A 12,103-nucleotide genomic window follows, 5' to 3' on the forward strand; every position below is an offset into this window, starting at 1 on the left:
CCCCCGCACTCTCCCGGAGAGGTCCCCATGCGAACGCCACCGCCCCAAGTCCGCGCCTTACGCAGCCTCTTGTCGGCCCTGATCGCGACGATCGTGAGCTTCGCGGCCGTCGCGGCCCTGGTGGCCGCGGCGCCGCCGGCCCAGGCGGACACCACGATCTGCGAACCCTTCGGAACGACGACGATCCAGGGACGGTACGTCGTCCAGAACAACCGCTGGGGCTCCAGCGCCACCCAGTGCGTCACCGCGACCGACAGCGGTTTCCGGGTCGCCCAGGCCGACGGCTCGGTGCCGACCAACGGGGCACCGAAGTCGTACCCGTCGGTCTTCAACGGGTGCCACTACACCACCTGTTCGCCGGGCACCAGCCTGCCCGCCCGGCTGAACACCGTGTCCAGCGCGCCGTCCAGCATCTCGTACGGCTTCGTCGGCGACGCCGTCTACAACGCCTCCTACGACATATGGCTGGACCCCACGCCCCGGACCGACGGCGTCAACCAGACCGAGATCATGATCTGGTTCAACCGGGTGGGACCGATCCAGCCCATCGGCTCCCCGGTCGGCACGGCCACCGTGGGTGGCCGGACCTGGGAAGTGTGGAGCGGCGGCAACGGCTCCAACGACGTGCTGTCCTTCGTTGCCCCGTCGGCGATCAGCAGCTGGAGCTTCGACGTCATGGACTTCGTCCGGGCGACCGTCGCACGCGGTCTCGCCGGGAACGACTGGTACCTGACGAGCGTTCAGGCGGGCTTCGAGCCCTGGCAGAACGGCGCGGGCCTGGCCGTGAACTCCTTCTCCTCCACCGTGCAGACCGGTACCGGCCCCGGCCCGGACCCCGACCCCGGCGAGCCGGGCGAGGCGGCCTGCGAGGTGTCGTACGGCACGAACGTCTGGCAGAACGGCTTCACCGCGGACGTCACCGTCACCAACACCGGAACGGCGCCCGTCGACGGCTGGCGGCTCGCCTTCACCCTGCCCTCCGGCCAGCGGATCACCAACGCCTGGAACGCCTCGGTCACCCCGTCCTCGGGCACGGTCACGGCCACCGGCGTGGCACACAACGCCCGGATCGCTCCCGGCGGCAGCCTGTCGTTCGGCTTCCAGGGCGCACACGGCGGGACGTTCGCCGAGCCGGACGACTTCCGCCTGAACGACGCCGCCTGCACCACGGCGTAAGCACTCCCCCGCCCGTCCGGTCGAAGCCCGCCCCCGGACGGGCGGGGGCTCCACCTTCCCGCCTCCTCTCCCCCAGACCTCGCTCGCTTGATTGTCATGAACTGATCATGAAAACCCGGTGGAATCAGGAGACCCCATGGCTCGACGCAGCAGACTCCTCTCCCTCGCGGCGGTGCTGGCCACCCTGCTCAGCGCGCTCGGCGTGACCCTCCTGCTCGGGCAGGGACGCGCCGAGGCGCACGGCGTGGCGATGATGCCCGGCTCCCGCACCTACCTCTGCCAACTGGACGCCAAGACCGGCACGGGCGCCCTCGACCCGACGAACCCGGCCTGCCGGGCCGCCCTCGACGAGAGTGGCGGGACGGCGCTGTACAACTGGTTCGCCGTACTCGACTCCAACGCGGGCGGACGCGGCGCGGGTTACGTGCCGGACGGCACCCTGTGCAGCGCCGGTGACCGTTCCCCGTACGACTTCTCCGCCTACAACGCGGCCCGCGCGGACTGGCCCCGGACGCACCTGACGTCCGGCAAGACGATCAAGGTGCAGTACAGCAACTGGGCGGCCCACCCCGGTGACTTCCGGGTCTACCTGACCAAGCCGGGCTGGTCACCCACGTCCGAGCTGGGCTGGGACGACCTGGAGCTGATCGAGACGGTGACCAATCCGCCGCAGCAGGGCTCGCCGGGTACCGACGGCGGCCACTACTTCTGGGATCTCGCGCTGCCCTCGGGCCGCTCGGGCGACGCGCTGATCTTCATGCAGTGGGTGCGTTCGGACAGCCAGGAGAACTTCTTCTCCTGCTCGGACGTCGTCTTCGACGGCGGCAACGGCGAGGTGACCGGCATCCGCGGTTCGGGCAGCACCCCGGGCCCGGACCCGACGCCCACACCGACCCCGACGACACCGCCCACGCACTCCGGTTCCTGCATGGCGGTCTACACCGTGGAGAACTCCTGGAGCGGGGGCTTCCAAGGCTCCGTGGAGGTGATGAACCACAGCAGCGAGCCCCTCAACGGCTGGGCGGTGCAGTGGCGGCCGGGCAGCGGGACGACGCTGGGCGGGGTGTGGAACGGTTCGGTGTCCAGGGGCGGCGACGGCACGGTGACGGTCCGGAACGTGGACCACAACCGCGTCATCCCACCGGATTCCAGCGTGACCTTCGGCTTCACGGCCACGTCCACGGGCAACGACTTCCCCGCGGGGACGATCGGCTGCGTCGCGCCCTGACCCCTTTCGAGTGAGGCCGGCGGCGCCCCGCCCCGGGCCCCGCCGACCTCACGTACCGGTTACGAATCGCTCAACCTCTGGTTGCGAAGCGGTGATCGGGCGACGATGGGGGCATGACTCCGGCCCAGCACGCCTTTGAGCGGCTGCAAGCCTGGCCCGACCTCACCGCGGGTTCGGCCAGTTGTGGAACCGGACGGGCACTGTGCTCCGTCCGCTCCGAGATCGTCCACTTCCATTCGGACCGGGACGTGGACCTCCACCTCACCCACCGGGCCATCCAGCGCTTCCAGTACGACCTCAGCGGCTCCAGCGCCATCCGGCTGGTCGCCGGCTCACGCTGGGTGACCGTGCACCTGGACTGCGACGCCGACGTCGACCTGTTGCTGAGCCTGGTGAGCATCGCGCTCAAGGCCCACCAGTCCCGTCCGGCCGGCGACCCGCCCTCGGGGTGCAACTTCCGCCGGGTCACGGTACTGCCCCGCACGGTGGCCGGAGAGGTCTGACGGACGCCGACGGCGGTGCGCCCGCCGTGGGGACACCGCCGTGACCCGATGTCAGTGGTCCGCCGGGCCCTCCTGGGCGCGCCGGACACCGACCGCGGCGAGCACCGCGCCGAGCACGCACAGGACGCCGGTGACGGCCACGGCCAGGTGGACGCCGTTCATGAACGCCTGCCCGCTGCCCTCCACCACGGCGGCCCGCAGACCGGCCGGCAGGTCGCCGGAGACGGGTGCCACACCCATCGCCACGGCGTCCTCGGCCTCCCGCAACCCGTGGGCCACGGCGGCCGGCACGCCCGCGCCGGTCAGCTCCCCGGTGAGCGTGGCGCCGACCCTCGCGCTGATCAGCGAGACCAGGACGGACGTACCGAGCGCCCCGCCGATCTGCAGGGTGGTCGCCTGGAGGCCGCCGGCCACACCGGCGTACCGGACGGGGGCGTTGCCCACGATGGCGTCCGAGGAGGCCGACATCACCATGCCGACGCCGAGGCCGAGCGCGATGAACGGCGGCCACATCGTGGCGTAGGCGGAGTCGGTCTGCCAGGTGAGCATGCCGAAGCAGGATGCCGCCTGGAGCAGCATGCCCGCCGGCATGGTCAGCCGCGGTCCGAAGCGCTGGGTCAGGGCGGCGCCCAGCGGTGAGGCGACCAGCGAGGCGAGACTGAGCGGAAGTGTGCGCACGCCCGCCTCGACGGGGGTGAAGCCGCGCACGTTCTGGAGGTACAGCATCACGAAGAAGATCACTCCGAGCATGACGAAGAAGTTCAGCGCGGTGATGACCGCGCCGATCGTCAGGGCACGGCTGCGGAACAGGCTCATCGGCAGCAACGGGTGCGCGGTCCGGGTCTCGTGCCGCCCGAACACGAGCAGCAGGACCAGTCCGGCGGCGACGGCGCCCAGCGTTCCGGCGGAGGTCCAGCCCCAGGTCTCGCCCTTGACGACACCGAAGACCACGGCCAGCAGACCGAGGGCGAGCAGGACGAGACCGGGAAGGTCGAAGCGCTCCCGGCCGGCGGCCCCGCGGCTCTCCGGGAGGACGAGGACGCCGAAGACGATGGCGGCGACGCCTATGGGGGCGTTGATGTAGAAGACGGACTCCCAGTCGACGTGTTCCACGAGGAGTCCGCCGACGATGGGTCCGAGGGCGGTCGCCACGGCGGAGACCATGGCCCAGATGCCCACGGCCATGCCGAACTTCCTCGGCGGGAAGACGGAGCGCAGCAGGCCGAGGGTGTTGGGCATCAGCAGTCCGCCGAAGGCGCCCTGGAGGGCGCGGAAGGCGACCACGCCCTCGACCGAGCCGGAGAGGCCGATGGCGACGGAGGAGAGGGTGAAGCCGGCGACGCCCGCGAGGTAGTAGGTGCGCCGCCCGAACCGGTCGCCGAGCTTGCCGCCCAGGATGAGGGTGGCGGCCAGGGCGAGCAGGTAGGCGTTGGTGACCCACTGGAGTTGGGCGGTCGACGCGTGCAGGTCGCTGCCGATCGCGGGGTTGGCGATGGCGACGACGGAGCCGTCGAGCTGGACCATGAAGAGTCCGAACGCGACGGCGAGCAGGGTCAGCCAGGGGTTGGACCGCCGACGGCCGGCCGCCGGTGGGGCGGTCTCGGCCGCGGGCGCGGTGGGGTCGGCCACGGGGGTGGAGGGCATGAACGAGCCTTCGCTTCCAGGTTCGGGAGGGTGGTGCGCCAAGACATGGCGGTCCGCGGGAGCACGGCGGACCGGCCGCGGGCACGACGGTGCGCCGGCGGCCGGCGAGAGCGCGCGGGTTCCGCGCGGTCAGCGGGCGGCGGGGTGGAGGTGGCGCGCCAACGCGTCGAGCGCGTCCAGGGCGGAGCCGAGCGCGCCCTGCTGCCCCTCGGTGAGGGAGGTCAGGGCGTGGCGGATGAACGCGGTCTCGAGTTCCCGCACCTCAAAGACCCGCTGACGGGCCATGGCCGTGAGGTGGAGGTGGGCGACCCGCTTGTCCGCGCTGTCCTGCCGGCGCTCCAGATCACCCCGCTCGGTGAGCTGGGAGACCAGGGCGCTGACGTTGTTCGGCTTCATCAGCAGGGCCTCGGCGGCCTCGCGCACCGTGGCGCCCTCGCGCTGCGCGACGAAGCGCAGCAGGGCGAGCTGGCCCTCCGGGGGCTTGGGGTGCGGGTATGCGGCCGCGACCTGCCGGTCCAGCGCCCGGTGCAGCGCGGGAAGGCACGCCGCGAGCCCGGAGGCCACGCGGTCGATGTCCCGGCGAGGGGTGCTGGAGTCGGTCACCCGCGGATAATAGGTATAGCTCTATAGGTATGTCAAAGGACAGAAGTGTCCGAGCCCCCGGCTCCACCTGCGCAACGCACTCGCAACCTTCCCCGTGCTGGGATGCGCCCCATGGGCGACACACACGAGGAAACCCCCCGCGTCGAGCTGACCGCCGAGGCCGCCGTGCTGCTGCGGCGGCTCCGCGAGGCGCACGGCCCGCTGATGTTCCACCAGTCCGGCGGCTGCTGCGACGGCAGCGCCCCCATGTGCTACCCCGCGGGCGAATTCCGCACCGGCGGTTCGGACGTCCTGCTCGGTGAACTGGAGGTCGACGGTGTCGGGGAGCCGGTGGAGTTCTGGATGTCGCGCAGCCAGTACGAGGTCTGGAGCCACACCCGGCTGACCGTGGACGTCGTCGCGGGCCGCGGCAGCGGCTTCTCCCTGGAGGCGCCCGAGGGGGTGCGCTTCCTCATCCGCTCACGGGTCGTCGACGCCTAGCCCGCCCGCGGCCCGGTCCGGGGCCTACGGCCTGAGGCTGCTCACGATGTCCGCCGTCGCGGTCAGGCCGCTGTTGATGGTCGGGGCGATGCTCGTGCTCGCCAGGTAGAAGCCGAGCAGCAGGCACACCAGCGCGTGCGAGATCTTGAGCCCGCCGTTGCGCAGGAAGATCACCGCGAGGACGGACAGCAACAGCACCACAGAGATGGAAACGGCCATGGTCAACCTCCTCCGCCACGTCCACTTCGCGGCGTTCGGCCGCAAGTGTGGCGTAGCGGAGGGTTCGTCCGGGCGGCTGACCTGTCCTCCGAACGAGTGGTGTTGCCGCCGGAGTCCTACGCGCCCCGGTGGGCGTCGAGGAACGCCTCCAGGCCCGCGAGGTCGTCGGTGTTGAGGTGGTCGACACCGGCGGCGACCAGTTCGGTCCACACGGCGTCCCGCGCGGGGCCCGCGATGTCGGGCGTTGCCCAGAACCGGACCCGCTGTCCGCGGGCGTGGGCCGCGCCGACGATGCCCCGCAGCCTGCTCCGTTCGGCGGGCGGGAAGGCGCCCACGCCCTGCCAGGTGAAGTTGAGCGTCCAGTTGTCGCTGATCAGCGGGACGAAGGAGGCGGGTGCGGTGGTGCCGAGGTCGGTGAGCCGGCCGTCGTAGAAGGCGTGGCGGGTGCGCTGGGCCTCCATGGGGGCGCGGGCCGCCCGGTCGCCGGAGACCACCGCGGTGACCGCGCCGGGCAGGACCCGCCCGTGGGTGTAGGTGGTGAACAGGTGCCGGTGGCGGCGCAGTTGCCGGTCGAGTTCGAGGTACGTCGACGCACCCTCGGTCTTGATGTCGACGAGGAGTTGCAGGGCGCGGCGGTCCTGCCGGTAGACACGGCCGTGGTTGGCGCGGATCCGGGCGGCGAGGGGGGCGAGGTACAGGGATTCCAGGGTGCGGGCCGGATCGAGGTCCTCGGGGTCGTGGGCGACGAGGAGTTGGCCGTCGACCAGGTAGATGTCGGCCTCGACGCTGCCGAAGCGGTGGTCGAGGGCGTCGAGGAGCGGGCGGGGGTGCTCGTAGTCGTTGTGGGCGTGCGCGCGCCACAACGGGCGCTGCCCGCGCCCGCCTTCGCTCGCCAGCGCGTTGGCTGCGGGCAGGGCGACCGCGCCGGCGAAGGCGGCGCCGAGGGTGGTGAGGGCTCTGCGTCGGGTGGTGAGGGCCATGCTCTGCCTCCCTGGATGTGCCGTACGGGACGCCTGTGAGTATGCGGTCCCGGTGCCCTCAGGGAGCAGAGCCGTGCGGGGAGTTGGCCGGACCGACCCTGGTCGTTCACCTCGACGGAGCCGGTCGTACGGAACGTGCCCGCCCCCCGGAGGGGACGGGCACGCACGGGCGGGACGGAGAGCCGTCAGGGGGCTCGCAGGTCGACCAGCTCGGCCAGGGCCGCCCGATGGGTGCCCGCCGCGCCGTAGGCGATCGAGTCGGCCTTGGTCCGCTTCAGGTACAGGTGGACCGGGTGCTCCCAGGTCATGCCGATGCCGCCGTGCAGTTGCAGCGCCTCCTCGGCGGCGTGGACGGCCACCCGGGCCGCGTACGCCTGGGCCACGGCGACGGCCACGTCGGTGTCGTCGCCGGTGGCCAGGGCGTCGGCCGCGTTGCGGGCCGCGGCGCGCAGCCCGGCCACCTCCAGCCACAGCCCGGCGAGCCGGTGCTTGAGCGCCTGGAAGCCGCCGACCTGGCGGTTGAACTGCTTGCGTTCCTTCAGGTAGCGGACGGTCTCGGTGAGCAGCCAGTCGGCCAGGCCCAGTTGCTCGGAGGCGAGCAGCCCCGCACCGGCCCGCAGGGCGCGCCGCACGGCGGGCCCGGAGTCGCCGAGCCGGCGCCCGGGGGCACCGTCGAGGGTGACGCGGGCGAGGGGCCGGGTGAGGTCCAGGGAGGTCTGCGGGGTGACGGTCGCGTCGGCGGCCCGGACGGCGTACAACCCCCCGTCGTCCGCGGGCACCAGCAGGACGTCGGCCACGGCCGCGTCGGCGATGCCGGTCAGTTCACCGTGCAGGGTGCCCGCTTCGAGCCGCACGTCGGGGGCGGGGCCGCCCGGTGCGACGTGCAGTCCGACGGCGAGAGCGGCGACGGAGGTCGCGGACGCCAGCTCGGTGAGCAGGTCGTCGGCCGCGCAGGCCAGCAGCGCCTCGGTGGCGACGACGGCGCTCGTCAGGTAGGGCACCGGCGCGACCGCGCGCCCCAACTCCTCCAGCACCACGGCGGTTTCCCGGTGAGTGGCGCCCTGGCCGCCCAGTTCCTCCGGGATCAGCAGGCCGGCGAGGCCCATGGAGTCGGCGAGCGCCTTCCACAGCGACAGATCCTGCGGGGTGGCCGATTCGGTGCGGGTGATGACGCCCGCCGGGTCGCAGTGGTCGGTGAGCAGGTCCCGGACGGCGGCGCGCAGCGCCTCTTCCTCCTCCGAGTAGAGCAGAGCGGGTTCCGGCTGTGCGCTCATCGGGCGAGGTCCTTCCATGCGACGTCCTTGTCGGTGCGCGGCTCGGCGGGCAGGCCCAGGACGCGTTCGGCGACGATGTTGAGCAGGACCTCGCTGGTCCCGCCCTCGATGCTGTTGCCCTTGGAGCGCAGGTAGCGGTATCCGGCTTCGCGACCGGTGAAGTCCACCAGCTCGGGGCGGCGCATCGTCCAGTCGTCGTACAGCAGGCCCTCCTCGCCGAGGAGTTCGACCTCCAGGCCGCTGATCTCCTGGTTGAGCCGGGCGAAGTTCAGCTTCACGCCGGCGCCCTCGGGTCCGGGCTGGCCGGCCACCAGCTGCTGTCGAAGCCGTACGCCGGTGAGCCGGGCGACCTCGGCCTCGACCCACAGGCCGAGCAGCCGCTGGTGCAGGTCGTGGGTGCGCAGGTCCGGGCGTTCGCGCCAGGTGCCGGCGATCTTGCCGATCATCCCGCCCTCGCGGGGGATCGGGGTACCGCCGATGGCGACGCGCTCGTTGTTCAGAGTGGTCTGCGCGACCCGCCAGCCGTCGCCGATCTCGCCGAGGCGCCGGGAGTCGGGGATGCGGACGCCGGTGAGGAACACCTCGTTGAACTCGGCCTCGCCGGTGATCTGGCGCAGCGGCCGGACCTCGACGCCGGGGTCGGTCATGTCGCAGACGAAGTAGGTGATGCCCCGGTGCTTGGGCAGGTCCGGGTCGGTGCGGGCGATGAGGATGGCCCAGCGGGCGAGGTGCGCGCTGGAGGTCCACACCTTCTGCCCGTCGACGACCCAGCCCTCGCCCTCCCGGACGGCCCGGGTGCCGAGCGCGGCGAGGTCGGACCCGGCGCCCGGTTCGCTGAACAGCTGGCACCACACCTCCTCGCCGGTCCACAGCGGGCGCAGCAGCCGGCGCTTCTGCTCCTCGGTGCCGTACTGGAGGATCGTCGGGGCGGCCATGCCGAGGCCGATGCCGATCCGCCGGGGGTCGTTGTCGGGAGCGCCCGCCGCCGCCAACTCGGCGTCCACGACGGCCTGGAGGGAGCGGGAGACGCCGAGTCCGCCGAGGCCCTGCGGGTAGTGCACCCAGGCGAGTCCGGCGTCGAAGCGGGCCCTCAGGAAGTCCAGGCGCTCCGTGGTGGCCGGCGGATGCGCCGCCAGCAACTCCTTCGTACGGGTGCGCAGTTCGGTCGCGTCGGTCATGCGATGGCTCCCTTCTCCAGCGTCCGGGGTACGACGGCCACCCGGCCGGTCGTCCTGCCGTCGGCGACGCGCTGTACGGCGTCCGCCGCCCCGCCGAGCGGGACCCGTTCGCTCACCAGCGGCTTGATCGCGCCCCGCGCGGCGAGGCCGGTGAGCTGTTCGTGGCAGTGCTGGACCAGCTTGGGGTCCTTGGTGTTGTAGAGGCCCCAGTGCAGGCCGAGGATCGCGTAGTTCTTCACCAGGGCGTGGTTGAGCGCGGGGCTGGGGATGGTGCCGCTCGCGAAGCCGACGACGACGATCCGGCCCTCGAAGGCGACGGTCTTGGCGGACTGGGTGTAGGCCTGGCCGCCCACCGGGTCGTAGACCACGTCCGCGCCCCGGCCGCCGGTGGCCTCCTTGACGGCGGCGACGACGTCCTCGGCGTGCCGGTCGACGACCACGTCGCAGCCCTGTTCCCGGGCGACGGCCGCCTTCTCGGGGCCGCCCACGACACCGATGACGGTGGCGCCGGCGGCCTTGCCGAGCTGTACGGCCGCGCTGCCGACCCCTCCGGCGGCGGCGTGCACCAGCAGGGTCTCGCCGGCCTCCAGCCGCGCGCGGCGGTGCAGGCCGAACCAGCCGGTCTGGTAGCCGATGTGCAGGGCCGCGGCCTCGGCGTCGTCCAGCGCGTCCGGCGCGGGCAGCAGGGCCCGGGCGTCCGCGAGGGCGTACTCGGCGAAGCCGCCGTGCGGCAGCGCGGGGTTGGCGATGACGCGGCGCCCGTCCTCGGTCTCGCCGCAGATCTCCACGCCCGGCGTGAAGGGCAGCGGCGGCCTGATCTGGTACTGGCCCCGGCAGAGCAGGGCGTCCGGGAAGTTGATGTTGGCGGCGCGGACCCTCAGCAGGACCTGGCCGTCGCCGGGCGTGGGCGACGCCACGTCCTCGAGGCGCATCACCTCGCCCGGCTCGCCGTTCTCGTGCACCTGCCATGCCTGCATGCGGGGCCTCCACCGACTGCGTCGTCCGACCGGGTCACTCGCATACTAAGCGGTCGCTTGCCGATCGGGGAACAGCCCGGGCACGGTCGTGCGTCACGTACCGCCGCCGCGCGCCGGGCGGGCCCTCACGTGCGGGCGGCGGGCCGCGCCCGTACGTGCATGCGCTCGCCCTGCGGGCCGAAGAGGCTGAGGAACTCGGCGGGGCCCTCCCCCGTCGACCCGAACCAGTGCGGCACCCGGGTGTCGAACTCGGCGGCCTCCCCCGCCGACAGCACCACGTCGTGGTCCCCCAGCACGAGCCGGAGCCGGCCCGAGAGGACGTAGAGCCACTCGTACCCCTCGTGCGTGCGCGGGTCCGGTTCCTCCTTGCGCGCGGGCTCCAGCACCTTGAACGCCTGGAGGCCGCCCGGCTGCCGGGTGAGGGGCCAGTGCGTGCGGCCGTGGCGCACGATCGGCTCGGACCGCACGCGGGGGTCGCCCACCGGCGGGGCACCGACGAGTTCGTCCAGCGGCACCTGATGGGCCTGGGCGATCGGCAGCAGCAGTTCGAGGCTCGGTTTGCGCAGGCCCGACTCCAGCCGCGACAGGGTGCTGACGGAGATCCCGGTGGTCTCGGACAGGGCCGCCAGGGTCACCTCGCGTTCCTTGCGGACCTGGCGGAGCCGGGGGCCGACACCGGCGAGGACGTCGTCTGCAGTCATGTGAATATTGCAAATTCGGCAACAAGATTTGTCAATACCGGGGCGAACGGGCGACCTTCTGGGTGGAGGTGGTCACCATGACCCAGAACGTCACCCCTACCCAGACCCCTGCCCAGAGCGAGGACCCCGCCGGGGCCTACGACGTGGTCGTCGTGGGCGGCGGTGCCGCCGGGCTGTCCGCCGCACTCGTCCTCGGCCGGTCGCGGCTGCGCACGCTGGTCGTCGACGCCGGGGAGCCCCGCAACACGCCCTCGGACCACATGCAGGGCTACCTGACGCGGGACGGCATGCCGCCCGCCGAGTTCCTGGCGCTCGGCCGGGAGGAGATCGCGCGCTACGGCGTGGAGCTGGTCCGCGACCGGGCGGTCGACGTGTCCCGGGACGGGGACTTCGCCGTGCGGCTGGCCGGTGGCGACACCGTGCGGGCCCGCCGGCTGATCGTCACCACCGGGCTCAAGGACGAACTGCCGGCCGTGCCGGGGGTCGCCGAGCGGTTCGGCCGGGACGTGCTGCACTGCCCGTTCTGCCACGGCTGGGAGGTGCGCGACGGACACTTCGGCGTGCTCGCCACCAGCCCGCTCAGCGTGCACCAGGCGCTGATGGTGTCCGGCTGGTCGGACGACGTGACGCTCTTCCTGCACACCGTCGCCGAGGAGGAGCTGAGCGACGACGACCTGCGCCGCCTGGCCGCGGCCGGGGTCAAGGTGGTCCCCGGCGAGGTCGCCGCCCTGCGGATCGAGGACGACCGGCTCACCGGGGTCCGCCTGGCGGACGGCTCGGCCCACGACCGCTCGGTCGTGTTCGTCGCCCCGCGGGCCGTCCCGCAGACCGGCCTGATGGAGCGGCTGGGCGCGGACCTCCAGGAGACCCCGTTCGGCGCGTACCCGGTGGTCGACCCGACGGGCCGCACCTCCGTCCCCGGCGTGTGGACGGCCGGCAACGCGATGGGCTTCGGCGAGCAGGTCGTCCACGCGGCCAGCGGCGGCTACCGCGCGGCGGCGGCGATCGCCGGGGACCTGATCATGTCGAAGCTGGACGCGACCCTGGCGGAGTGAGGGGGCGCAAGCGGGGGACGCCGTCCGGCGGGTGCGGATCGCCCGGGACCCGCCGCGCGGCCCCGCCCGCCGAACCCGTCCCTCC

At 72.9% G+C, this 12,103-nt stretch carries 13 protein-coding genes; 5 read left to right on the forward strand and 8 right to left on the reverse strand.

Annotated features, from left to right (window positions below):
- The first annotated feature begins 27 nt into the window (after positions 1-27).
- The 3 genes from DMH12_RS07790 to DMH12_RS07800 all read left to right on the forward strand — a co-directional run bounded on the left by DMH12_RS07790 (position 28) and on the right by DMH12_RS07800 (position 2,907).
- Positions 28-1,176, forward strand: coding sequence for a GH12 family glycosyl hydrolase domain-containing protein (locus DMH12_RS07790; protein WP_125490821.1), 1,149 nt, complete (start codon positions 28-30; stop codon positions 1,174-1,176).
- 136 nt (positions 1,177-1,312) lie between these two features.
- The gene (locus DMH12_RS07795) at positions 1,313-2,404 is read left to right on the forward strand and encodes a lytic polysaccharide monooxygenase (protein WP_125490822.1); all 1,092 of its coding nucleotides are present in this window, start codon (positions 1,313-1,315) and stop codon (positions 2,402-2,404) included.
- Between the two features lie 113 nt (positions 2,405-2,517).
- On the forward strand, positions 2,518-2,907 hold the full coding sequence (locus DMH12_RS07800) for a luciferase family protein (protein ID WP_122620876.1): 390 nt from the start codon (positions 2,518-2,520) through the stop codon (positions 2,905-2,907).
- A 51-nt stretch (positions 2,908-2,958) separates the two neighbouring features.
- Here the strand turns inward: DMH12_RS07800 and DMH12_RS07805 are convergent, their stop codons facing one another.
- The gene (locus DMH12_RS07805; protein ID WP_125490823.1) at positions 2,959-4,551 is read right to left on the reverse strand and encodes an MFS transporter; all 1,593 of its coding nucleotides are present in this window, start codon (positions 4,549-4,551) and stop codon (positions 2,959-2,961) included.
- A gap of 129 nt (positions 4,552-4,680) precedes the next feature.
- Positions 4,681-5,154 (reverse strand): MarR family winged helix-turn-helix transcriptional regulator, encoded by a 474-nt coding sequence (locus DMH12_RS07810; protein ID WP_125490824.1) that lies wholly within the window; start codon positions 5,152-5,154, stop codon positions 4,681-4,683.
- Between the two features lie 111 nt (positions 5,155-5,265).
- On the opposite strand from DMH12_RS07810, the gene DMH12_RS07815 reads away from it, so the two are divergent.
- Complete coding sequence (locus tag DMH12_RS07815) at positions 5,266-5,634, forward strand: DUF779 domain-containing protein (protein ID WP_125490825.1); 369 nt, start codon at positions 5,266-5,268, stop codon at positions 5,632-5,634.
- Positions 5,635-5,658: 24 nt separating this feature from the next.
- Here the strand turns inward: DMH12_RS07815 and DMH12_RS07820 are convergent, their stop codons facing one another.
- The 6 genes from DMH12_RS07820 to DMH12_RS07845 form a co-directional block, all read right to left on the reverse strand.
- Positions 5,659-5,853 (reverse strand): hypothetical protein, encoded by a 195-nt coding sequence (locus tag DMH12_RS07820; RefSeq protein WP_125490826.1) that lies wholly within the window; start codon positions 5,851-5,853, stop codon positions 5,659-5,661.
- Between the two features lie 116 nt (positions 5,854-5,969).
- Complete coding sequence (locus DMH12_RS07825) at positions 5,970-6,833, reverse strand: phosphatidylinositol-specific phospholipase C/glycerophosphodiester phosphodiesterase family protein (RefSeq protein WP_125490827.1); 864 nt, start codon at positions 6,831-6,833, stop codon at positions 5,970-5,972.
- Between the two features lie 185 nt (positions 6,834-7,018).
- Positions 7,019-8,107, reverse strand: coding sequence for an acyl-CoA dehydrogenase family protein (locus DMH12_RS07830; protein ID WP_125490828.1), 1,089 nt, complete (start codon positions 8,105-8,107; stop codon positions 7,019-7,021).
- Positions 8,104-9,285: an acyl-CoA dehydrogenase family protein gene (locus DMH12_RS07835; protein ID WP_125490829.1), complete on the reverse strand. Its 1,182-nt coding sequence runs from the start codon at positions 9,283-9,285 to the stop codon at positions 8,104-8,106. The genes DMH12_RS07830 and DMH12_RS07835 overlap by 4 nt, the downstream gene beginning before the upstream one ends.
- Positions 9,282-10,262, reverse strand: a complete 981-nt coding sequence (locus tag DMH12_RS07840) for an NADPH:quinone oxidoreductase family protein (protein WP_125490830.1) — start codon at positions 10,260-10,262, stop codon at positions 9,282-9,284. The genes DMH12_RS07835 and DMH12_RS07840 overlap by 4 nt, the downstream gene beginning before the upstream one ends.
- 125 nt (positions 10,263-10,387) lie before the next feature.
- The gene (locus tag DMH12_RS07845; RefSeq protein WP_125490831.1) at positions 10,388-10,963 is read right to left on the reverse strand and encodes a helix-turn-helix domain-containing protein; all 576 of its coding nucleotides are present in this window, start codon (positions 10,961-10,963) and stop codon (positions 10,388-10,390) included.
- A gap of 77 nt (positions 10,964-11,040) precedes the next feature.
- On the opposite strand from DMH12_RS07845, the gene DMH12_RS07850 reads away from it, so the two are divergent.
- The gene (locus tag DMH12_RS07850) at positions 11,041-12,018 is read left to right on the forward strand and encodes an NAD(P)/FAD-dependent oxidoreductase (protein WP_125490832.1); all 978 of its coding nucleotides are present in this window, start codon (positions 11,041-11,043) and stop codon (positions 12,016-12,018) included.
- The last annotated feature ends 85 nt before the right edge of the window (positions 12,019-12,103 follow it).

Source organism: Streptomyces sp. WAC 04229 (genome assembly GCF_003947455.1).
Taxonomy (GTDB): Bacteria; Actinomycetota; Actinomycetes; order Streptomycetales; family Streptomycetaceae; genus Streptomyces.

Coding starts and splice junctions, on each gene's coding strand:
- DMH12_RS07805 (WP_125490823.1), bottom strand. CDS start 4,551: ATGCCCTCCACCCCCGTGGCCGACCCCACCGCGCCCGCGGCCGAGACC.
- DMH12_RS07850 (WP_125490832.1), top strand. CDS start 11,041: ATGACCCAGAACGTCACCCCTACCCAGACCCCTGCCCAGAGCGAGGAC.
- DMH12_RS07790 (WP_125490821.1), top strand. CDS start 28: ATGCGAACGCCACCGCCCCAAGTCCGCGCCTTACGCAGCCTCTTGTCG.
- DMH12_RS07795 (WP_125490822.1), top strand. CDS start 1,313: ATGGCTCGACGCAGCAGACTCCTCTCCCTCGCGGCGGTGCTGGCCACC.
- DMH12_RS07825 (WP_125490827.1), bottom strand. CDS start 6,833: ATGGCCCTCACCACCCGACGCAGAGCCCTCACCACCCTCGGCGCCGCC.
- DMH12_RS07835 (WP_125490829.1), bottom strand. CDS start 9,285: ATGACCGACGCGACCGAACTGCGCACCCGTACGAAGGAGTTGCTGGCG.
- DMH12_RS07845 (WP_125490831.1), bottom strand. CDS start 10,963: ATGACTGCAGACGACGTCCTCGCCGGTGTCGGCCCCCGGCTCCGCCAG.
- DMH12_RS07840 (WP_125490830.1), bottom strand. CDS start 10,262: ATGCAGGCATGGCAGGTGCACGAGAACGGCGAGCCGGGCGAGGTGATG.
- DMH12_RS07800 (WP_122620876.1), top strand. CDS start 2,518: ATGACTCCGGCCCAGCACGCCTTTGAGCGGCTGCAAGCCTGGCCCGAC.
- DMH12_RS07815 (WP_125490825.1), top strand. CDS start 5,266: ATGGGCGACACACACGAGGAAACCCCCCGCGTCGAGCTGACCGCCGAG.
- DMH12_RS07820 (WP_125490826.1), bottom strand. CDS start 5,853: ATGGCCGTTTCCATCTCTGTGGTGCTGTTGCTGTCCGTCCTCGCGGTG.
- DMH12_RS07830 (WP_125490828.1), bottom strand. CDS start 8,107: ATGAGCGCACAGCCGGAACCCGCTCTGCTCTACTCGGAGGAGGAAGAG.